The sequence below is a fragment of the Streptacidiphilus sp. MAP12-16 genome, assembly GCF_041262165.1.
In the GTDB taxonomy this organism is placed as follows: Bacteria; Actinomycetota; Actinomycetes; order Streptomycetales; family Streptomycetaceae; genus Streptacidiphilus.
Genome location: NZ_JBGCBY010000027.1, coordinates 1 through 20,161, shown reverse-complemented (window position 1 = coordinate 20,161; position 20,161 = coordinate 1). Strand labels below are relative to the sequence as shown.

Genomic DNA, 20,161 nt, shown 5'->3' with positions numbered 1-20,161 from the left:
CAACGCAGTGAAAACCTTCCTCTTCACTCGATTTGTACGCAGACTTCGCAGAATCGTCACACCGCCGGGGATTTACCGGCGACGGATGGGGAAAGCACGCCCGCCAGCCAGCCGGCGGACGCCCCTCCTGCCGTCCGCTCCCGAGAACCCCGCCTCTCCGAGGGTCATAGGGTCGTTCCGCCGGGCGCCCCTGGGAGCGCCCTCTCGCCTGCGTCGAGACGACAGTGCGGAGCATCACCCCCCTGACGGGCTGGGTCTGAGAGGAGGACAGCAGCGTGGCAATGAACCTGAGTTACGGGGAGCGTTACGGCTGGACCGTGGTCCAGGTCACCGGGGAGGTGGATATCACCGGGGTCGCGGCCCTGCGTGATCGGCTGCAGCAGCTGATCGCCGAGGGCTGCGACCGGCTCGTCATGGACATCAGCAGGCTCGCGTTCTGCGACTCCACCGGCTTCGCCGTGCTGGTGGCCACCCGTCGCCTCCTGGTCGCCCGGGGTGGGCAACTGCGCCTGGTGCTACCGGAGCGTCACGCGCATGTTCGCAAGGTCCTCTCCACCTTCGGCATCGAGAAGCTCTTCGAGGTCCACGACTCGATCGAGGAGGCCCTGGCCGACCAACGCGACACGCCGGGGCGCCTCCAGGCCGCGGTACCGAAGCAGCGGGACGCCACATCGGCGACGGCGGACTGACGCGCTCCGCTACCGAACTTTCACAAATCCTTGGTTGTCGGGCTATTTGGTTGTGTGGGCAGAATCATGGCTGTTTGATCGGCCGTTCGGATTCTGACCCCTCGGTTCCAGCCGCCGGGAACGCCCTCGACAGGAGACCTTCACCGTGCGGTTCCGCTCCCGCCAGCCCACCGCTCCCAGTGCGCCGCCCTCGGCGGCGACCGACGCCGCACAGCCACCCCAGCCTCCGCGGACCACCGCCGGGCCCGTCACCGGCACCGGCGGCGTCCTGTCGGACCGCGACATCGCCCTGGTGCGGACCAGCCTGGCCGTGGTCGAGCCGCAGGCCGCCGACATGGCCGTCTACTTCTACGCGATCCTCTTCACCCGCTATCCGCAGGTCCGCGACATGTTCCCGCCCGGCATGGACGTGCAGCGCGGGCGACTGCTGCACGCGCTGCTGCGCATCGTCGACCTGGTCGACGACCCGGACACCCTGGTCCGCTTCTGCTCCCATCTCGGGCGCGACCACCGCAAGTTCGGCGCGCAGACTGCGCACTATGCCCCGGTCGGCGAGTGCCTTCTGGCCGCTTTGGAGCGCTTCGCCGGCCCCGCCTGGAACGCCGAGGTGGCGACCGCCTGGACCCGGGCCTACACCGCGGCCGCGCAGGTGATGTCCCAGGCCGCCGAGGACGACGCCCGCACCCGTCCCGCCGCCTGGGCCGCCCGCATCGTCGAACACGTCCAACACGGTTACGGGCTCGCCGAGATCACGGTCAGGCCGGACACGCCCTACCACTACACCGCCGGGCAGTACGTCAGCATGGAGACGCCGTGGTGGCCCAAGGCATGGCGCTACTACTCGCCCGCCAACGCCCCGCGGCCCGACTCGACCCTGACCTTCCACGTCCGCGCCGTACCCGGCGGGTGGGTCAGCAACGCCCTGGTGCGGCGCGCCGCCGTCGGGGACGTCGTCCGGCTCGGACCGCCGCTCGGCGACATGACGCTCGACCCGCAGAACGGCAGGGACGTCCTCTGCGTGGCCGGTGGGACCGGGCTCGCTCCCATCCGCGCGATGGTCGAACAGGCCGTCCAGAGCGGCTGGGAGCGCCGGATGTCGCTGCTGATCGGAGCGCGGACCGCGGACGAGCTCTACGGACTCGACGACATGATGCGCATGGCGCAGCGCAACCACTGGCTCAGCGTGCGCGCCGCGGTCTCCCACGAGGACATTCCCGGCGCCACCGGCTCGCTGCCGCAGGTGCTGGCGAAGTACGGCCCCTGGCACCGGTACGAGGCGTACCTCAGCGGACCCCCGTCCATGGTCACCACCGCCGCCCGGGTGCTGACCCAGCACGGGGTCCCGCCCGTCCGTATCCACCACGATCCGCTCGACGCCCCCGCGATGTCCACCGCCTGAGTGCGGGCCAGACGCGTCCTCCGGGATCCCGCGCAGCCCCGCACCGCCTCGATCGGGGCGCGCTGCTCGCACGCGTGCGGTCACCCACGAACCGGGAGAGCTCCACCCTTGCTGTTCCAACGCCAACGCGCGGTCTCCGGCCGCCATCGTGCATCCGCGCTCGCCACCAGGCTGGACGCCGCGGACACGTTCATCCGTCAGTTCACCGGCGAGAACCCGGAGTCGGGTGACCCCGAGCGCCGGCTGCGCGAGGTCCGTGCCGCCGTCGAGGCGCACGGGACCTACGAGCACACGCCCGAGGAGCTGGCCTTCGGGGCCCGGGTGGCTTGGCGCAACGCCGCCCGCTGCATCGGCCGGCTGTACTGGCGCAGCCTGATGGTGCGTGACCTACGGCATCTGCGGCACCCGGACGACATCGCCGAGCAGTCGGTCGAGCACCTCCGCCTGGCCGGCAACGGCGGGCGGATCCGCCCCGTCATCAGCGTCTTCGCCCCGGACCGCCCCGGGCGCCCGGCCGCGCGGCTGCTCGGCGAGCAGCTCGTGCGCTATGCCGACGACCCGCGCAGCGCGCAGCGGCTGGCGCTGGCACGCGAGTTGGGCTGGAAGGGTGGCAAGGAGGACTTCGACGTGCTGCCGCTGCTGGTGCAGGCCGCGCCCGAGCGCTCTCCGGAGTACTACGAGCTGCCCGAGGACGCCGTGCTGCAGGTGCCGCTGACTCACCCGCACCACCCCGGCTTCGCCAGGCTGGGGCTGCGCTGGTACGCCGTTCCCGCCGTCTCGGACATGACTCTGGAGATCGGCGGCATCAGCTACCCGGCGGCACCGTTCAACGGCTGGTACATGGGCACCGAGATCGGCTCCCGCAACCTCGGCGACACCGACCGCTACGACCTGCTCCCGACCGTCGCGGCGCTCTTCGCGCTGGACACCAGCAGCGACCGCAGCCTCTGGCGGGACCGTGCCCTGGTGGAGCTGAACCTCGCGGTACTGCACTCCTTCGAGGAGGCGGGGGTGACCATGGCCGACCACCACACCGAGTCGGCCCGGTTCCTCACCCACATCGAGCGCGAGCAGCGGCACGGGCGTCCTGTCCCCACGGACTGGAGCTGGATCGTGCCGCCGCTTTCCGGCTCAGCCACCCCGGTGTTCCACCGCACCTACGACCCGGTCGACGAGACGCTGCGCCCGGCGTTCCTGCACCGGGCCGATCCCTGGTCGGGCTGCTGACGGGCGAGGAGCCGGATGGCCTTCGGCCCCGGGGAGGAGGACGCTGGAGGGGACAGCGGCCCGTCCGGAGACCGCCGTGGCGGGTGGCCGTTCCGGCCAGGCCCGGCCCCTCTCACCGTGAAGGAGGAACCCATGCCGACGGTGGAGACCCCGAACGGGGCCGACGAGCGCGTCGTCGACGAGGACGAGGTCCCGGAGGAGGGCCAGCCGTCCGAGCAGAACCTCCACGCCCAGGACGAGTCCCGGGCCGAGGGCGAGCCCTACGAGGCCGATGAGTGACCAGCTGAGGACGCCGGGTGAGCTGACGGCGCCCCGGTGAAGCGCGGGATCAGCCGGGAGCTCCGGAGTCGCCGGTGACGTATTGGAAGACGAAGCCGACGGCGGCGCCGAACAGCAGGCCGCAACCGAGGAGGAAGATCCACAGAGCATAGACGACGCCCAGGGCCGCCAAGGCGAGTCCCGTCGCGAGCGCGGCCGGCCAGGCGCTTCGCCCGGGGAAGAAGCCCAGCGGCCCTGCGGTCTCGGCGATCTCCGCGTCGCCCCGGTCCTGGGGGCGGGGGCCGCGCTTGACGTACTGCACGAAGAAGAAGAGGGCGACGAGAGCCGACATCACCGCCGCGACTGCCAGCGCCGCGGTACCGGCGGGTTCCGTCGAGAACGCCCAGTAGACCGACGCGGTGGCGACGAAGTACAGGCACATCCCGGCGAACAGCCACCCCTCGGCCTTCACAGCGCCTCCTCCCCCGGCTCCGACGCCCCGAAGCCGGGGTGGTGCAGGTCGAATGCCGGGGACTCGGAGCGGATCCGGGGTAGGGAGTGGAAGTTGTGCCTGGGCGGCGGGCAGGAGGTGGCCCACTCCAGAGACCTTCCGAACCCCCAGGGGTCCTCCTCGGTGACCGGCTCCCCGTAGCGGCTGGTCCGCCAGACGTTGTAGAGGAACGGCAGGGTCGAGGCGCCCAGCAGGAACGCGCCCGCCGAGGAGATGCTGTTCAGCGTGGTGAAGCCGTCCGCCGGAAGGTAGTCGGCGTACCGGCGGGGCATCCCCTCCGCGCCGAGCCAGTGCTGGACCAGGAAGGTGGTGTGGAAGCCGACGAACAGCATCCAGAAGTGGATCTTCCCCAGGCGCTCGTCCAGCATCCGCCCCGTCATCTTGGGCCACCAGAAGTAGAAGCCGGCGAAAGTGGCGAAGGCAACGGTGCCGAAGAGGACATAGTGCATGTGCGCGACAACGAAGTAGCTGTCGGTGACATGGAAGTCGATGGGCGGCGAGGCCAGCAGCACCCCGGTCAGCCCCCCGAACAGGAAGGTGACCAGGAAGCCGATGGACCAGAGCATGGGGGTCTCGAAGGACAGCGACCCGTACCAGAGGGTGCCGACCCAGTTGCAGAACTTCACCCCGGTCGGGACCGCGATCAGGAAGGACAGCAGCGAGAAGAACGGCAGCAGCACCTGCCCCGTGGCGAACATGTGGTGCGCCCAGACCGTCACGGACAACCCGGTGATCGCGATGGTCGCGGCGATCAGGCCGTAGTAGCCGAAGACCGGTTTGCGGCTGAAGACGGGAAGGATCTCGCTGATGATGCCGAAGAACGGCAGCGCCACGATGTAGACCTCGGGGTGGCCAAAAAACCAGAACAGGTGCTGCCACAGCAGCGCGCCGCCGTTCGCGGCGTCGAAGACATGCGCGCCGAACTTCCGGTCCGCCTCCAACGCGAGCAGGGCCGCGGCCAGGACCGGGAACGCCATCAGTACCAGGATCGAGGTGAACAGCACGTTCCAGGTGAAGATCGGCATCCGGAACATGGTCATCCCGGGGGCCCGCAGGCAGGTGATGGTGGTGATGAAGTTGACCGCGCCCAGGATCGTGCCCACACCGGCCACCACCAGGCCCATGATCCACAGGTCTCCGCCGGTGCCGGGCGAGAAGACCGGTCCGTTGAGCGGCGCGTACGCGAACCAGCCGAAGGCGGCCGCGCCCTGCGGCGTGAGGAAGCCGCTGACCACCATCAGCCCGCCGAAGAGGAAGACCCAGTAGGTGAAGGCGTTCAGCCGGGGGAAGGCGACGTCCGGTGCGCCGATCTGCAGCGGCATGATCGCGTTGGCGAAGCCGACGAAGGTGGGGGTCGCGAAGAGCAGCAGCATGACGGTGCCGTGCATGGTGAACAGCTCGTTGTACTGCGCGGTGGTGACGAACTGCAGCCCGGGGCGCGCGAGTTCGGCGCGCATCAGCATCGCCATCGCGCCGCCGAGCAGGAAGAACCCGAACGAGGTCACCAGATAGAGGTTTCCGATGACCTTGTGGTCGGTCGAGGTCACCCAGCGCAGGACCCTGCGCCCGCGCCGGACCGGCGCCGTTTCGGCGGCAGACGCCTCTGCTACGACGGTCATCGGCACTCCTCAGCGGTCACTGCGGTTCCTGCGCGTGGGGTTCCGGCGCGTGGGGTTTCTGCGCGTGGGGTTCCGGCGCGTGGGGTTTCTGCGCGTGGGGTTCCGGCGCGTGGGGTTCCTGCTCGTGGGGTTCCGGCGCGTGGGGTTCCTGCTCGTGGACGGCCGACGAGGCGGCGGCCCCGATCCGGCGCTGCTCGGGCCGCGCGGTGGGAAGCTCCACCCGGTCCCGGCAGAACCAGGTGCCCACCGCCACCCGCAGGTCCTGCACGCGCCGCAGGGCAACCTCCCGCCGTCCCCCGTCCGGTGGCACCGGGCCCGGGGGCGGCGGTGGCTCGGGGACCTCCCGTGCGAGCAGGAGGTACCGCTGCCGGTCCGACAGCGGTTGGTGCGACGCGCTGAATCCCCCGTCGACCGACTGCCGAACCTCGTCGCTCTCGTCGCCCTCCAGCAGCCGGTCCCGGTCGTGCGCCTGCAGTCCCAGACAGATCCGTTTGGCCAGGACGAAGCAGACCGGAGGGAGCACGAACAGGGCCACCCGCAGGACCCAGGTCAGCCCCTGCACGGAGAGGTCGAAGGTCAGCGCGAGCAGGTCGTTGGCGCCCGCGAGCAGCAGCACCGCGTAGAACGCGATCCCGGCCACCCCGAGCCCGGTCCGGGTGGGCTGGTTGCGCGGCCGGTCGCACAGGTGGTGCTCACCCCGGTCGGCGGTGACCCACTGCTCCAGGAAGGGATAGACAAATAGGGTCCCGAAGAGCACCCCCGGCACCACCAGGGCCGGAACCAGCGCGCTCCAGGAGATCGTGTGCCCCAGGACCCGGGTCTCGACCCCTGGCATCAGCCGCAGGGCTCCCTCCAGCCAGCCGATGTACCAGTCCGGCTGGGCCCCCTGGGATCCCGCGTCGGGGCGGTAGGGACCGAACGCCCAGATGGGGTTGATCTGGCCCAGAGCACTGGCGAGCGCCAGCACACCGGTCAGCATGAACAGCAGGCCGGTGGTGCGGGCCGCGAACTGCGGGAAGGCGGGCATGCCCACCACGTTGCGGTTGGACTTGCCCGGCCCGGCCCAGTGGGTGTGCTTGAGGTAGACCACCAGTGTCAGATGGGCCCCGACCAGGGCCAGCAGCAGTCCGGGCACCAGCAGAATGTGCAGCACATACAGCCTGGGGATGATCTCGTGGCCGGGGAACTCGCCGCCGAACGCGAAGAACGTCACGTACGTTCCCACCAGCGGGATCGACAGCATGACCCCCTCGGCGATCCGCAGGCCCGTCCCGGAGAGCAGGTCGTCCGGCAGCGAGTAGCCGCAGAAGCCCTCCAGCATGGCGAGCACGAACAGGGTCATACCGAATACCCAGTTCAGCTCGCGCGGTCGGCGGAACGCTCCGGTGAAGAAGATCCGCAGCATGTGCACGCCGATCGCGGAGACGAACAGCAGCGCCGCCCAGTGGTGGATCTGACGGACCAGGAGGCCGCCGCGGATGTCGAAGCTGATGTGCAGGGTCGAGGCGTAGGCGTCGGTCATCCTGACCCCGCGCAGCGGAAGGTAGGAGCCGGTGTAGACGCTCTCGGTCATACCGGGGTTGAAGAAGAGGGTGAGATAGACCCCGGTCAGCAGCAGCACGACCAGGCTGTACAGGGCCAGTTCACCGAGCAGGAAGGACCAGTGGTCCGGGAAGACCTTGCGCAGCGCGCCCTTGCCGGCGTCCAGCAGCGGCAATCGGCGGTCGAGGGCGACCACGGCGGCCTCGACCTGCCGCGCCGCCTGCCCGCTACCCCCCGCGTCCGCGTCGCCGACCGCCATGCATCCTCACCGCCCAACCGCCCAGGAGCGCGCAAGCGCCGCGCGGCGCCGACGGCATCCACCCGGCGCACACCGACCGTAACCGCGTTGGCACGGAGAGTCCGGCGGGACGCGCCGGTTCTAGCCCGGCCGGGGCGACGGGTGAGGCGCCTTGTGCGGCGCCGGTAGTATCCCGACCCGCATGCTCGACCGTGACCGCCCCCCCGGCGGCGGAGAATGGGGCCATGGCCACCGGCGAGCAGGCGCGGCACTGGCAGTACGACGGGCTGCCCGGTGTCGATCTGCTGCGCGCCCGCTACATCAGCAAGACCTTCGCCCGGCACACCCACGAAGCGTTCGTGATCGCCGGGATAGCACAGGGCGTCGAGGTCTTCGACCTCGACGGCGAGGTCCAGTACGCGAGCCCGGGCGCGGTCGTGTTGGTGAACCCCGGATCCCCGCACACGGGCAGGGCCGGCGTGCCCGAGGGCTGGCGGTACGGGGCCCTCTACCCGGATCCCGGCCTGGTGGCAGCGATCGCCGCTGAGACCACGACGCTGCGCGGCGCCCCCGGTTTCACCACGCCCGTAGTCGACGATCCGTACGCCGCACGGCTCGTGCACCAGGTACTCAGGGCGGCCGAGGAGGGCAACGCGCTCGCCGCGGACACTCTGCTGCGCCTCGCCGTGACCCGGCTGCTGCACCACTCCGGCGGCCCGCTGCCGGAGCGCCCGGTGCGCAGCGCGGGTGCTCGGCTCGCGGTGCGCGCGCGTGCCCTGCTGGAGGAGCGGATGGCCGAGCCGCCGTCCCTGGAGCGTCTCGCCGTGGAGCTCGGCACCAGCCCCTTCGCGCTGCTACGTGCGTTCCGCACGACGTTCGGGATGCCGCCGCACTCCTGGCTCACCGACGCGCGGGTGCGCACGGCGCGGCAGCTCCTGGACGCGGGCGCGGCGCCCGCGCAGGTGGCCGCAGCCGTCGGGTTCACCGACCAGGCCCATTTGAACCGCCACTTCGCCCGGATCATCGGCGTGCCCCCGGGCGCGTACCGCAGGGAGCGGCTCGGCGGCGGCAGCGCAAGAACGTACAAGACTGGGGGCCATCCGCCCGCGTAGCGTCCGGGACGTGCCAGAACAGACCGCCGCCCCGAGCACCCCCGCGGACCCGCGCGCCGCGCCGGACACCGAGACCGAGCCCAAGGCCGACTCGGCCGTCGTCAGAGACGCCCTCGGCGTCGGAGTCGCCGTGGGGCTCTCCGGCTTCGCCTTCGGCGTGACCTCGGCAGGTTCCGGTCTCTCACTGCTCCAGACCTGTGCGCTCAGCCTGCTGGTCTTCACCGGGGCCTCGCAGTTCGCGCTCGTCGGCGCGCTCGCCGCCGGCGGCAACCCGCTGACGGCCGCCGCGGGCGCCTTCTTCCTCGGCACACGCAACGCCTTCTACGGGCTGCGGCTGTCGCAGCTGCTCTCGCTCCCCCGCGCGGTGCGCCTCTTCGCCGCCCACTGGGTCATCGACGAGACCACGGCCGTCACGCTCGCACAGCCCACCCGCCGCAGTGCCCGCATCGGCTTCGCCGTCACCGGACTGAGCCTGTACCTGTTGTGGAACCTCACCACGGCGCTCGGCGCGCTCGGCGCGCAGTCCATCGGCGACACCCGGAGGTGGGGGCTGGACGCCGCAGGACCCGCCGTCTTCCTCGCCCTGCTCGCGCCCATGCTGCGCACGACCACGCAGCGGACGGTGGCGGCGTTGGCCGTCGTGCTGGAACTCGGCGCGCTGCCGGTGCTGCCCTCCGGAGCGCCCGTGCTCGTCGCCGCTCTCGCCGCACCCGTCGGCCTGTACCTGCACGGCCGCCGCCGCGCGCCGGAGGGCGCGAACGACGCAGCGGTGAACGGTGTCGCCGCGAACGATGCGGCCGCTCAGGATGCCACTGCGAACGACCCGAAGGAGGACGGACGTTGAGCGCCTGGATCGCGATCGCGGCGACGGCCGTAGGCTGCTACCTCGCCAAGCTGCTCGGCCTGCTGGTGCCCGCCCACATTCTGCAACGCCCGCTGGTCCAGCGCCTGGCCGCAATGCTGCCGGTGGCGTTGCTGGCCGCGCTCACCGCCCAGCAGACCTTCAGCCAGGGGCACCATCTGGCGGTCGACGCCAGGGGCGCGGGGCTCGCGGCGGCAGCGCTCGCGCTACTCCTGCGTGCCCCCTTCCTCCTGGTCGTGGCGACCGCCGTGGTGGTCACGGCGGCCGTCCGCGCATTGGGCGGATGAGGCGGCGGGGGTCACCGTGCTGGCGGAGGTCAGCTCTTGATGGTGTAGCTGTCGCCGTATGTCTTCCAGGTCAGCGGCGGGTTGAGGTCCAGGTTGCCGTTCCTGAGGAAGACGCGCTGCTCGGTGTCGACGCGGCTGGTGTCGTCGTGCGCGGCCTCGGTGAGCATCGCGGCCTTGCGGGCGTCCAGGTACGCGTTGAGATACGTGGTCTCGTTGCCGCCCTGAGCAGGGGTCCTGGCCTTCTTCATGGCTGTCTTGCGGATGCCACCGAAGCTGGTCGGGTCCTCGCCGGGACCGTGCATCACGATCGCGTCGTAGTAGATGAACTGGCCCAGCGCGTGCAGCCCGTCGGCCTCGGCCTGCTGGACGGCGGGGTCGAAGTACACCCGGTCGCGCTCGCCGTTCTGCGCGGACTGGAACACCGGGTCCTTGGCGGCGGTCTTCCAGGCGGCGACGAAGGCACTGCCCAGACCCGCGTGCGAGGCGCTGCCGTTGACCTTCTCCAGCGCGGGCAGGTACTTCGCCAGCGGGTTGCCCGGCTCGGTGGCGGAGTAGGCCTGGACCAGTTCCAGCATGTCGCCGGTGCCCGAGCAGAAGCCGATGATCCCGGCGGTGTAGCCGCGGCCGTCGCCGATGTCCTCGATGTACGTGTACTGGGCCTTCCAGTCCAACGAGGAGTTCTCGGCGCTGGAGACCAGCTCCATCGCGATCTCCTTCTTGTGCGGGTCGGTGAGGTTCACCGAACTCGCGGCCACCGGCTTCCCCGCCGTGGCGCTGCCCGTGGTGGTCCCGGTGGTCGAAGCCATGGCCTGGACACCGGCGAAGGTCAGCGCTCCGGCGGCGGCGAGCGTCGTCGCCGCGAGGAGCGTGCTGCGCCCGAGGCGGGTGCGGCGGAGCGGGCGCCTGTGGGTGGACTGCGTCATGAGCGGATCTCCTGGGGGTGGGGAGCAACGCGCCTCTAGTTAGGAAGCTTTCCTAAAAGACGTGTGTGAATCCTGACCTCAGGACGCGGGCATGTCAAGTCACGATGTACTGAATTGCGATCTTTCAAACGAGGACGACCCGCTTCAGCAGAGACATCCCCGGATCACGGAGGCGTACAGATCGCTGCGCTGCACACCGAGGGCGGCGCCGTTGCGGCGCCGGGTGGCCTCGGGGCTCTGCGCTTCCTCCCACGCTGCGTCTATGGCCTCGGCGCAGGTGGCGGCGCGGACGATGAACGTCTGCGCCCCGCTGGCGCCCCGCGCCGAAAGGGTGGGGATCTCCACCGACCAGCGCAGGTCGACGACGCGATCGCCTCGGGCGAATCCCATAACGCTCCTTGTCGGGGTCGATGTCGACAGGCAGCCCGCTGCAGGCCACAACCCCCCTCGCGCAGCCGGGATGTGCCAACATCACCGGCAAAGTGGTCTACACCACAAATGGGCTTAGGACTTTCATAGCATGCATTCGGGTACTTTCGGAATACCGTGTCTGATTTGTGATGATTGCCAGAATATGAGCGGCCCTCACGAAACGCCGCCGCTCAACTGGGGGGCTGACTGCGGTGTGTCGCATCGCGACGCGGTGCGGCACGCTGGGCCGGGGGGATGATGAACCGTCAGGGTGTGCGCTGGTCCAGCGTCGTGGTGACGCTGCTCGCCATGTCGCCGGCAACTGCCGCGGGCGCTCTCAGTTCCCGCTCTCCAGAGCCGCAGCCGGCGCCGGAGCGCCCTTGATCCGGACCGCCGCGAGCGTGCCCAGCCGGTCCAGGCCGATGACGAGCGCCGCGAGCGCGACGAACTCGACGGTGAGCTGCACGATCTGCAGGCCGACCCAGCCGTACCCCTGGGACGTCGGATCGAGGAAGAAGTAGGGGTACCGGTTCGGGAAGCCGGGCAGGAGCGCCGCGCGCAGCAGGGTGAAGCCGGCGTAGGAGAGCGGGAAGGAGAGCCACACGGGCAGGTCGCGCCAGCGCGAGGCGTTGCGCGGTTTGAGGAACAGCCAGTCGAGCACCACCAGCGCGGGCGTCACGTAGTGGAGGAAGAAGGCGGACCAGTTGGTGAGCCGGTCCGGGCCCGGGCCGAGGCCGGGCAGCGGGTTGGCGCCGTGGTTCAGCACGAAGTGCGCGACCAGCGCGGTGATCAGGATGTACAGGGTGGCGGCGCCGCGAAGCCGTGGCGCCGGGGCGTCGACCGTACGGCGATTGACCATCCAGTAGACGGCGCCGACGAAGTAGCCGAAGACGATCACATTGCTCAGGACGGTGAAGTACACCAGCGAGCCCGTCCCGGTGGTCAGTCCGAGCCCGGCGAAGACGACGACGGCCGCGCGCCACCACAGCGCGGGACGAGTCCAGACGTTCAAGCGATCACCACGTGGTCTCAGTGCTTGCAGGTCAAGCCGTACGGTAAGGGGTCGTCGCACCCTACCCGTGAGTAGCCGCGCGATGGAAGGCTCGTACCGACCTGGGGAGCGATAGGGCTCGGGTCAGCGCACGCCGCCTGGTGCCTTCGATTGCAAGGCGCCGGGACGCCCTTGTAGCGGAGCTACTTGGGCCCCGCGGCGCCAGCCGCTGATGTCAGAGCGGCAACGCGGCAAGCGGAGGTGCCGGGCGGTGGGCGCCCGAGCCCTATCGCTCCCCAGGTCGGAAGTTCACCGACGCGCCGTCTGCCGCTCACGCGAGTGAGGCCGCCCACCCGTTCGGGCCTCCTACCGTACGGGGCATGAGCACGGTCCCCACGGTCTCCATGAGCTCAGACGCCCCGCACCGCGCCGTCGAGCGCTCCGTCGAGCACACTTCCGAACGCAACGCCGAGCGCGCCGCTGACGCGCTGGAGCGGCCGCTGCGCGCGCTCGTGATCACGGGCAGTGTCGGCGCCGGCCACAACGGGGCCGCCTCCGAGCTCGTACGGCGGCTTGAGGCGCGCGGCGTCGAGACCACCTACCGCGACTTCCTCGACGCACTCCCCCGCCCGTACCAGCGACTGCTGCAGGACGGTTACGAGTTCAGCGCCGGGCGCACGCCGCGGGTGTTCGACTGGCTGTTCCGCTGCGAGGAGCGCGACTCGGTGGTGCACTCGCTCACGATGTACCTGTGCCGGCTGGCCGGCCGGGACATGGCGGAGTGGGTCGGCGAGGGTTACGACGTCGTGGTCACCACCTTCCCGTTCGCCGCGCAGAGCCTCGGCATGCTGAAGGAGGACGGCCGGCTGACCGCGCCGACCGTCTGCTATCTCACCGACCCCGCGCCGCACCGGCTCTGGGTGCACCCGAGCATCGACGTGCACCTGACCGTCACTCAGGCCACCGCCACCGAGGGCAGCGACCGCTACGGCGTGCCGATGGCGGCGGCCGGGCCCCTCGCCCCCTCCGCCTTCGCCGAACCGGCCGACGCCGGAGAGCGGTCGGCCCTGCGCGCCGAGCTCGGCATCCCCGTGGGCCGGCGGATGGCACTGCTGATGACCGGCTCGATGGGACTGGGTGACGTGATGGCCAGCGCCCGGGCGCTGCAGGTGGCGGACAACACCGTGCCCGTCGTGCTCTGCGGCAGGAACGAGCGGCTGCGGCGACGGATCGCCACGCTGCCGGGCGTGGTCGCGCTGGGCTGGCGTACGGACGTGCCCGCGCTGATGGCCGCCGCCGACGTACTGGTGCACAACGCCGGAGGGCTCTCGCTGACCGAGGCGATGGTCGCCGGGCTGCCTGCGGTGAGCTACGAGGTGCTCTCCGGCCACGGACGCGCGAACGCGGCCACCCTGGCCGCAGCAGGTCTGGCCCCGTGGCCGCGCGACCCCGCCCGGCTGTCCGAGGCACTGGCGGAGCAGGCGGCACGCGGCCGGGTGCACCTGCCGTCGCTGCCCGCGGACCGGGAAGCCGTCCAGGTCGTGGCCGATCTGGCGCGCCGCTGGCGGGACGAGTGCGGCCGGGACGCGCGGCGCGACTCGGTCACGGTGCTCCGCGGCCGCCGGGGCAGCACCTCCCGCGCCACCGCGTTGGCACGGCGACTGCGCCGGCAGCCGGCCGCGATCGTGGCACCGGGCGCGAGTACGGGCCGGGTGGGCTGACCGCCGCCGGGGCCACGAAGTGCGCCGACGACATCTGCGGGCACGCTCCTAGGAGGGTGCTGCAGATCTAGGCCGGATCAGGGAGCGGCGTCCTGTGGCTTCGATTGCAAGGCGGAGGAGGGAGCCAACCGTGGTTGGTTGGAGACCGACGACAACGCGGCAAGCGCGCGCGGCGGAGCCGCTGTCGTCGCGAGCGCAGGACGCCGCGAGCCCGGCCTAGATCTTCAGTACCCTCCTAGGCGTACACTCCGCGGAATCGGCAGCGCCGGAAGCCGGACCGGGTTCCGGCCTCGGCTCCAGCGGACTCAGCGAGGTCGGTGCCCGTGAGCGACGACGAGACACACAACCGGGACCCGGCCGGACGGCTCACCGTGCGCGACGTGCTGGAGCTGGACCTGATGGCCACCTGGGGTCCCGAGGTGGTAGCCGGGGCCGCGCATCTGGACCGGAGGGTGCGCTGGCTGCACGTGGCCGAGGCGGCCGACGTCGGGGTGATGCTGACTGGCGGTGAGATCGTGCTCACCACGGGCCTGCTGCTGGCCGGGGACGAGCAGGCCCAGACCGCGTACATCGAGTCGATGCAGCGCGCCGACGTCGCGGCCGTCCTGCTGGGTCTCGGCCGGGCCTTCCGGACCACCCCGCCGGCAATGCGCCGGGCCGCGGAGCGCTGCGGGGTGCCGCTGATCGTGCTGCACCGTCCGGCGCCCTTCGCGCAGCTCACCGAGGAGGTGCACGCCCGCCTGGTGCACGGCAGGTTCGCCGCGCTCAACCTCTCCGACCGCATCCGCTCCTCGCTGACCACGCTCAACCTCTCCGGCGCCCCGCTGCAGCAACTGCTCGACGAGATCGCCTCGTTCAGCGGCTGCCCGGCAGTCCTGGTCAACCTGGCGCACCGGGTGCTGGCCACCGCCGGGGACAAGAACTCGCTGAGCGAGCTGCTGCGCGACTGGGACCGGGTCTCCCGGCAGGTCGCCGAGCTGGTTCGGAACGACCCGGTGACCGTCGGCCCGGACGGCTGGATCGTCGCAGCGCTGGAGGCCCGGGGCCGCCAGTGGGGGCGGCTGGTGCTGTTCGGCTACCCGGGCTCCGAGGAGTTCGGCCAGGTGCTGGGGCAGCGCGCCGCCGAGGCACTGGCCATGCACCGCCTGCTCGGCGACCGGGACCGGGGCTGGGAGGACCATGCCGCGGAGTCGCTGCTCACCGACCTGGCCTCGGGCGCGGCCCGACCGGAGCAGTTGCTCACCCGGGTCCGGGCCGCAGGGCTGCCGGTGAACCGGCGCACTTTTGTGCCCGTGGTGGTCCGGGAGCTCACCCGCGCTGCGGCCGACCAGGAGGGCCTGCCGCAGCTGCTCGACCGGATCCTCGCCGAGGAGTCGGTGGCGGGCCTGGTCGGGCGGATCGGCGCGGACGGCACCGCCGTGCTGCTCAGCATCCCGCACGACCAGGACGCCGACGCCGCCGTCCGGCGCGTCGCGGTGCAGACCCACGAACGGCTGGCGACCCGCGGCCGCAGGGCCGTGGTCGGCGCGGGCTTCGGGTGCGCGGTGCTCGACGAGGTGCGCCGGTCCTTCGTCGAGGCGGTGCACGTCGCGGACGCGGCGGTGGCCGGTCCCCCGGCGGCGCCAGTCGCGCGGCTGCGCGACGTACGGCTGCGCGGGCTGGTGCGGCTGCTGCGGGACGAGCCGGAACTGCAGGCGTTCATCGAGCGGGAGCTCGGGCCGCTGCTGGAGAACGCGCCGCTGCTCGACGTACTGCGGACCTACCTGGAGACCGGCCGCAACAAGTCACTCGCCGCCCAGATGCACCACGTCAGCCGGCCCGCGCTGTACCGGCGGCTGGAGAGTATCGAGGCGCTGCTGGACGTCGACCTGGACGACTGGGAGCAGCTGACCTCGCTGTACGTCGCGCTGCTCGCGCACGAGGCGCAGCAGGCCGCGGGCCCCGAGGCCGCCCGGTGACGACCGGGCGGCCTGGGGGCTGTGGCGGGCCGCCGTGACGGGCCTCAGGCAGCGGCGGGGGCGGGCTCCACGGGTGCCGGTTCGGCCGGCGCGCCCGGCGGGGCGAGCCGGGTCAAACCGACGTAGAGCACCAGCGAGGAGGCCACGCCGACGGCCCAGCCGTAGTCGGCGAGCGGCTGGAGGAAGGGGATCACACCGCCGGTCGGGAACGGCCCGCCGTAGGAGCCGCCGACGGCCAGCAGTCCGCCGACGACGAAGGCCACCACCGCCCGCCAGTTCCAACCCGCGGCGTACCAGTAGCGGCCGCCGGGGGTGTAGAGCTGGTCCAGTTCCAGGTGGGTGCGGCGGATGATCCAGTAGTCGGCGATGAGGATGCCGGCCACGGTGCCGAGCAGGCCGCCGACGACGCCGAGCCAGGTGAAGATGTAGACGTGCGGGTCGGCGACCAGCTTCCACGGGAAGATGACGATGCCGACCACGCAGGCGATCAGGGCGCCGGTACGGAAGCTGATGATCTTCGGCAGCAGGTTGGAGAAGTCGTACGCGGGGCTGACGACGTTGGCGGCGATGTTCACCGAGAGGGTCGCGATCAGCACCACCAGCAGCGCGAAGAGGGTGCCTGCGACGCTGTTCATCTTGGCGGCGAGCGCGATCGGGTCCCAGATCGGCGTGCCGTAGACGGCCTGCGAACCCGAGGTGACCAGGACCGAGAGCAGCGCGAACAGTGTCATCGTGGTGGGCAGCCCGAGCGCCTGGCCGCGGATCTGGGCCTTCTGGCTGCCGCCGAAGCGGGTGAAGTCGGGGATGTTGAGCGACAGCGTCGACCAGAAGCCGATCATGCCCATCAGCGACGGGAAGAAGACCTTCCAGAAGCCGCTCCCCCAGCCCAGCTTGGAGGGCTGGTTGAGCAGCGGACCGAATCCGCCGGCCTTGACGGTGATCCAGGCGAGCAGGCCGAGTGCGCCCACGATGACGAAGGGTGCGGCCCAGTTCTCGAAGCGGCGCAGGGTGTCCATGCCGCGGTAGATGATGGCGATCTCCAGCACCCAGAAGAGCAGGAAGGAGAGCCACTGGGTCCAGGGGAAGCCGCCGATCGCCGAGGCGGTCTGCCAGCTGTGGCCGAAGAGCTTGCCGGCGAGCAGGAAGATTCCCTCGCCGCCGATCCAGCTCTGGATGCCGAACCAGGCGCAGGCGACCGCGGCGCGGACGAGCGCCGGAAGGTTGGCGCCGCGCAGGCCGAAGGAGGCACGGGCGAAGACCGGGAAGGGGATGCCGTACTTGGTACCGGCGTGGCCGGTGAGCAGCATCGGGACCAGCACGATGACGTTGGCCAGGGCGATGGTGAGCACCGCCTGCCGCCAGTCCATGCCGAGCGCGACCAGGCCCGAGGCAAGGGTCCAGGAGGGGATGTTGTGGGCCATGCCGACCCAGAGCGCCAGGAAGTTGTAGGTGGTCCAGCGTCTGCGCTCCACCGGGACCGGCAGGAGGTCCTCGTTGGTGAAGCGCGGGTCGGTGAGATCGACTCCCTCGGCGAGTTCGACTCTTCCGTCGGAATGGGAGATCTGTGCCTCCGTGGGCGGAGGTGTGACTATGGACATGGACGGCCACCTCGGTTCGCGGGTCTCGCGTGGGGAACGGGACAGGAGCCGGCGGGCACGGCGTCGGGCCGGCCGGACGAACTCACGTAGCGCTGCTGAGAGCCCGCGGTGGCTGAGTGGGGGTCAGCGCCGGGGCTGGCACTGGGGCTCAGCTCACTGCGGGGATGACGCTGGCGCCGTAGGCGTCGATGGTCGACTCCACGGCGTCGTGCATGGCGTAGACCGCGAACTGGTCCACGCCCAGCTCGCGCAGCTGCTCCAGCTTCGCGACCTGCGCCTCGGGCGGACCTATCACGCAGAACCGGTCCACGATCTCGTCGGGTACGAACGCGGTGTCCGGGTTCCCGGAGCGGCCGTGGTGGCGGTAGTCGTACCCCTGACGTTCCTTGATGTACGCGGTCAGGGCCTCCGGGACGAGGTCGGAGCCCTCGCCGTAGTGGCTGACCAGGTCGGCGACATGGTTGCCGACCATGCCGCCGAACCAGCGGCACTGCTCCCGGGCGTGGGCCAGCGCCTCCGGCGAGTCGTCCTCGGTCACGTAGGCCGGCGCGGCCACGCAGATCTTCACCTCGCTCGGATCGCGCCCTGCCTCGGCGGCGGCGTCCCGTACCGCCTTGACCATCCACTCGGTCAGGTAGGGGTCGGCCAGCTGGAGGATGAAGCCGTCCGCCTGACGGCCGGTCAGCTCCAGTGCCCTGGGCCCGTACGCGCCCATCCACACCGGCAGTGACGCGCCCTCCCTCACCCACGGGATCCGCATCTCCGTCCCGTCGACGACGGTCGCCCTGCCCTCCGCGAGCTCCTTGACGGCGTGCATCGCCTCGCTGAGGCGGGCGAGGGTGGCGGGTTTGCGCCCGGCCACGCGCATCGCCGAGTCGCCGCGCCCGATCCCGCACACCGTGCGGTTGCCGTACATGTCGTTCAGCGTCGCGAACAGCGACGCCGTCACCTCCCAGGTACGGGTCGACGGGTTGGTGACCATCGGGCCGACGACCATGCGCTCGGTCTCCGCCAGGATGCGGCTGTAGACAACGAAGGGCTCCTGCCAGAGCACGACCGAGTCGAAGGTCCAGCCATGGCTGAAGCCGGCCGCCTCGGCCCGCTTCATCCGCTCGACCAGCAACGAAGCGGGCGGGTCGGTCTGCAGTACGAGGCCGATGTCCACGGGGAACCTCCGGTGGTCCGAGAAAGGTAGGGTGATTGGGCGTCAGAACGGTTCAGTCTGGGATGAGGTACTGGCCAGATGAGGTAGTGGTCAGATGAGGTACTGGTCAGATGAGGTACTGGCAGGTGGCGCGGGCCTGGTAGCGGCCGTGACCGGCCCGGCCCAGGTAGGTGTCACCCTCGACGACGACCGTGCCCCGGGACAGCACCGTCGCCGCCTTGCCCCGCACCACCAGGCCCTCGTAGGCCGAGTAGTCCACGTTCATGTGGTGGGTGGCCGCCGACATCGTCTGCGTCGCGTTCGGGTCGTACACCACGATGTCCGCGTCCGAACCCGGCGCGATCGTCCCCTTTCGGGGATACAGCCCGAACATCCGCGCCGGCGTCGCCGCGGCGATCTCCACCCACCGGCGCCGCGAGATGCGCCCCTCCACCACCGCCTGGTGCAGCAGGTCCATCCGGTTCTCCACGCCGGGCAGGCCGTTCGGGATCTTGGAGAAGTCGCCCCGGCCCAGTTCCTTCTGCCCGGAGAAGCAGAACGGGCAGTGATCCGTCGACACGACCTGAAGGTCGTTCGTCCGCAGCCCCCGCCACAGCGCCACCTGGTGCTCCTCGGGCCGCAACGGCGTCGAGCACACGTACTTGGCGCCCTCGAAGGCCGGCTCGGCGAGGTTGTCGGTGGAGAGGAAGAGGTACTGCGGGCAGGTCTCGCCGAAGACGTTGAGCCCCCGGTCCCGCGCGGCGGCCAGCTCGGCCAGCGCCGACTCGGACGACACGTGCACCACGTACAGCGGCGACCCCGCGACCTCCGCCAGCCGGATCGCCCGGTGCGTCGCCTCCGCCTCCAGCAGCTCGTGGCGCACCTCGCCGTGGTAGCGCGGGTCGGTGCGCCCGGCGGCCAGCGCCTGCTCCACCAGCACGTCGATGGCGATGCCGTTCTCGGCGTGCATCATCACCAACCCGCCGTTGTCGGCGCCCTGCTGCATCGCCCGGAGGATCTTCCCGTCGTCGCTGTAGAACACCCCGGGGTAGGCCATGAACAGCTTGAACGAGGTCACGCCCTCGTCCACCAGGAGATCCATCTCCTTGAGGCTGTTCTCGGTCACATCCGACATGATCATGTGGAAGGCGTAGTCGATGGCGCAGTTGCCCTCGGCCTTGGCCTGCCAGGCGTCCAGGCCCTCGCGCAGCGAGCGGCCCACGGACTGCACCGCGAAGTCCACGATGGTCGTCGTGCCGCCCCAGGCCGCCGCCCTGGTTCCGGTCTCGAAAGTGTCCGAGGCCGCAGTGCCGCCGAAGGGCAGCTCCATGTGGGTGTGCGCGTCCACTCCGCCCGGAATGACGTACTTCCCGGACGCGTCGATCACGCGCTCCGCCGACCACCCCTCCGCCACCCAGCTGCCGGTGGCCGCCAGGGCCACCACCTGCTCCCCCTCGATCAGGACGTCGGCGGCCACCTCCTCCGCCGCCGTGATCACCAACCCGCCCCGGATCACCGTTCGAGTCACCTGCAGCACTCCTTCCGCTTGCCCCGTCAGGACGTCGGTCGAACTCGGTCAGGCTTCGGCGAGGGGTCCGTAGGCGTCGGGGCGGCGGTCGCGGTAGAAGGCCCACTGGTGCCGGACCTCCTCGATCAGACCCAGGTCCAGAT

18 protein-coding genes and 1 pseudogene are annotated in these 20,161 nt (G+C 71.0%); 9 read left to right on the top strand and 10 right to left on the bottom strand.

Translation table 11 applies throughout. The features are described 5' to 3' along the window. Positions 1-281 precede the first annotated feature (281 nt). The 4 genes from ABIA33_RS29090 (at position 282) to ABIA33_RS29075 (ending at position 3,594) form a co-directional block, all read left to right on the top strand. Entirely contained in the window at positions 282-689 is a 408-nt protein-coding gene (locus ABIA33_RS29090) for an STAS domain-containing protein (protein WP_370085729.1), read from the top strand. A gap of 145 nt (positions 690-834) precedes the next feature. Then, positions 835-2,088 (top strand): globin domain-containing protein, encoded by a 1,254-nt coding sequence (locus tag ABIA33_RS29085; protein WP_370085641.1) that lies wholly within the window; start codon positions 835-837, stop codon positions 2,086-2,088. A 108-nt stretch (positions 2,089-2,196) separates the two neighbouring features. Then, entirely contained in the window at positions 2,197-3,315 is a 1,119-nt protein-coding gene (locus ABIA33_RS29080; RefSeq protein WP_370085640.1) for a nitric oxide synthase oxygenase, read from the top strand. 132 nt (positions 3,316-3,447) lie between these two features. Then, a complete protein-coding gene (locus tag ABIA33_RS29075; RefSeq protein ID WP_370085639.1) occupies positions 3,448-3,594 on the top strand; it encodes a hypothetical protein in 147 nt (48 codons plus the stop codon). 49 nt (positions 3,595-3,643) lie between these two features. On the opposite strand, the gene ABIA33_RS29070 is transcribed toward ABIA33_RS29075, so the two are convergent. From ABIA33_RS29070 to ABIA33_RS29060, 3 genes are read right to left on the bottom strand one after another with little or no spacing between them, the layout of a single operon-like run. Then, positions 3,644-4,045 (bottom strand): cytochrome c oxidase subunit 4, encoded by a 402-nt coding sequence (locus ABIA33_RS29070; protein WP_370085638.1) that lies wholly within the window; start codon positions 4,043-4,045, stop codon positions 3,644-3,646. Continuing rightward, entirely contained in the window at positions 4,042-5,703 is a 1,662-nt protein-coding gene (gene ctaD / locus ABIA33_RS29065; RefSeq protein WP_370085637.1) for a cytochrome c oxidase subunit I, read from the bottom strand. The genes ABIA33_RS29070 and ctaD overlap by 4 nt, the downstream gene beginning before the upstream one ends. 16 nt (positions 5,704-5,719) lie before the next feature. Continuing rightward, a complete protein-coding gene (locus tag ABIA33_RS29060) occupies positions 5,720-7,504 on the bottom strand; it encodes a cytochrome b N-terminal domain-containing protein (RefSeq protein ID WP_370085636.1) in 1,785 nt (594 codons plus the stop codon). A gap of 224 nt (positions 7,505-7,728) precedes the next feature. Here ABIA33_RS29060 and ABIA33_RS29055 point away from each other — a divergent pair, with 224 nt between their 5' ends. The 3 genes from ABIA33_RS29055 to ABIA33_RS29045 are packed head-to-tail and all read left to right on the top strand — an operon-like array spanning position 7,729 to position 9,744. After that, positions 7,729-8,595 (top strand): AraC family ligand binding domain-containing protein, encoded by an 867-nt coding sequence (locus tag ABIA33_RS29055; protein ID WP_370085635.1) that lies wholly within the window; start codon positions 7,729-7,731, stop codon positions 8,593-8,595. A 10-nt stretch (positions 8,596-8,605) separates the two neighbouring features. Continuing rightward, entirely contained in the window at positions 8,606-9,439 is an 834-nt protein-coding gene (locus ABIA33_RS29050) for an AzlC family ABC transporter permease (RefSeq protein WP_370085634.1), read from the top strand. After that, complete coding sequence (locus ABIA33_RS29045; protein ID WP_370085633.1) at positions 9,436-9,744, top strand: AzlD domain-containing protein; 309 nt, start codon at positions 9,436-9,438, stop codon at positions 9,742-9,744. The genes ABIA33_RS29050 and ABIA33_RS29045 overlap by 4 nt, the downstream gene beginning before the upstream one ends. A 29-nt stretch (positions 9,745-9,773) precedes the next feature. Here the strand turns inward: ABIA33_RS29045 and ABIA33_RS29040 are convergent, their stop codons facing one another. The 3 genes from ABIA33_RS29040 to ABIA33_RS29030 form a co-directional block, all read right to left on the bottom strand. After that, positions 9,774-10,667, bottom strand: a complete 894-nt coding sequence (locus ABIA33_RS29040; RefSeq protein ID WP_370085632.1) for a chitosanase — start codon at positions 10,665-10,667, stop codon at positions 9,774-9,776. 144 nt (positions 10,668-10,811) lie between these two features. After that, positions 10,812-11,057 carry a hypothetical protein gene (locus ABIA33_RS29035; protein ID WP_370085631.1) on the bottom strand — a complete coding sequence of 82 codons (246 nt, stop codon included), beginning with the start codon at positions 11,055-11,057 and terminating at the stop codon, positions 10,812-10,814. Between the two features lie 358 nt (positions 11,058-11,415). Then, complete coding sequence (locus ABIA33_RS29030; RefSeq protein WP_370085630.1) at positions 11,416-12,090, bottom strand: Pr6Pr family membrane protein; 675 nt, start codon at positions 12,088-12,090, stop codon at positions 11,416-11,418. A 359-nt stretch (positions 12,091-12,449) separates the two neighbouring features. On the opposite strand from ABIA33_RS29030, the gene ABIA33_RS29025 reads away from it, so the two are divergent. Next, positions 12,450-13,790, top strand: coding sequence for a glycosyltransferase (locus ABIA33_RS29025; RefSeq protein ID WP_370085629.1), 1,341 nt, complete (start codon positions 12,450-12,452; stop codon positions 13,788-13,790). Positions 13,791-14,107: 317 nt separating this feature from the next. Continuing rightward, entirely contained in the window at positions 14,108-15,748 is a 1,641-nt protein-coding gene (locus ABIA33_RS29020) for a PucR family transcriptional regulator (RefSeq protein WP_370085628.1), read from the top strand. Positions 15,749-15,792: 44 nt separating this feature from the next. Here ABIA33_RS29020 and ABIA33_RS29015 read toward each other — a convergent pair whose 3' ends face one another. The 4 genes and pseudogenes from ABIA33_RS29015 to ABIA33_RS29000 form a co-directional block, all read right to left on the bottom strand. Further along, positions 15,793-17,346 carry an NCS1 family nucleobase:cation symporter-1 gene (locus ABIA33_RS29015; RefSeq protein ID WP_370085627.1) on the bottom strand — a complete coding sequence of 518 codons (1,554 nt, stop codon included), beginning with the start codon at positions 17,344-17,346 and terminating at the stop codon, positions 15,793-15,795. Positions 17,347-17,494: 148 nt separating this feature from the next. Then, the gene (locus tag ABIA33_RS29010; RefSeq protein WP_370085626.1) at positions 17,495-18,511 is read right to left on the bottom strand and encodes a TIGR03842 family LLM class F420-dependent oxidoreductase; all 1,017 of its coding nucleotides are present in this window, start codon (positions 18,509-18,511) and stop codon (positions 17,495-17,497) included. A gap of 106 nt (positions 18,512-18,617) precedes the next feature. Continuing rightward, the gene (gene hydA, locus ABIA33_RS29005; RefSeq protein ID WP_370085625.1) at positions 18,618-20,018 is read right to left on the bottom strand and encodes a dihydropyrimidinase; all 1,401 of its coding nucleotides are present in this window, start codon (positions 20,016-20,018) and stop codon (positions 18,618-18,620) included. Positions 20,019-20,066: 48 nt separating this feature from the next. Beyond that, positions 20,067-20,161 (bottom strand): annotated as a pseudogene (locus ABIA33_RS29000) (acyltransferase); the annotation flags it as partial.

What these genes read in the sequence shown, in the direction of transcription:
- ABIA33_RS29060 (WP_370085636.1), bottom strand. Translation starts at nt 7,504, where the DNA reads ATGGCGGTCGGCGACGCGGACGCGGGGGGTAGCGGGCAGGCGGCGCGG.
- ABIA33_RS29025 (WP_370085629.1), top strand. Translation starts at nt 12,450, where the DNA reads ATGAGCACGGTCCCCACGGTCTCCATGAGCTCAGACGCCCCGCACCGC.
- ABIA33_RS29055 (WP_370085635.1), top strand. Translation starts at nt 7,729, where the DNA reads ATGGCCACCGGCGAGCAGGCGCGGCACTGGCAGTACGACGGGCTGCCC.
- ABIA33_RS29015 (WP_370085627.1), bottom strand. Translation starts at nt 17,346, where the DNA reads ATGTCCATAGTCACACCTCCGCCCACGGAGGCACAGATCTCCCATTCC.
- ABIA33_RS29035 (WP_370085631.1), bottom strand. Translation starts at nt 11,057, where the DNA reads ATGGGATTCGCCCGAGGCGATCGCGTCGTCGACCTGCGCTGGTCGGTG.
- ABIA33_RS29040 (WP_370085632.1), bottom strand. Translation starts at nt 10,667, where the DNA reads ATGACGCAGTCCACCCACAGGCGCCCGCTCCGCCGCACCCGCCTCGGG.
- ABIA33_RS29075 (WP_370085639.1), top strand. Translation starts at nt 3,448, where the DNA reads ATGCCGACGGTGGAGACCCCGAACGGGGCCGACGAGCGCGTCGTCGAC.
- ctaD (WP_370085637.1), bottom strand. Translation starts at nt 5,703, where the DNA reads ATGACCGTCGTAGCAGAGGCGTCTGCCGCCGAAACGGCGCCGGTCCGG.
- ABIA33_RS29090 (WP_370085729.1), top strand. Translation starts at nt 282, where the DNA reads ATGAACCTGAGTTACGGGGAGCGTTACGGCTGGACCGTGGTCCAGGTC.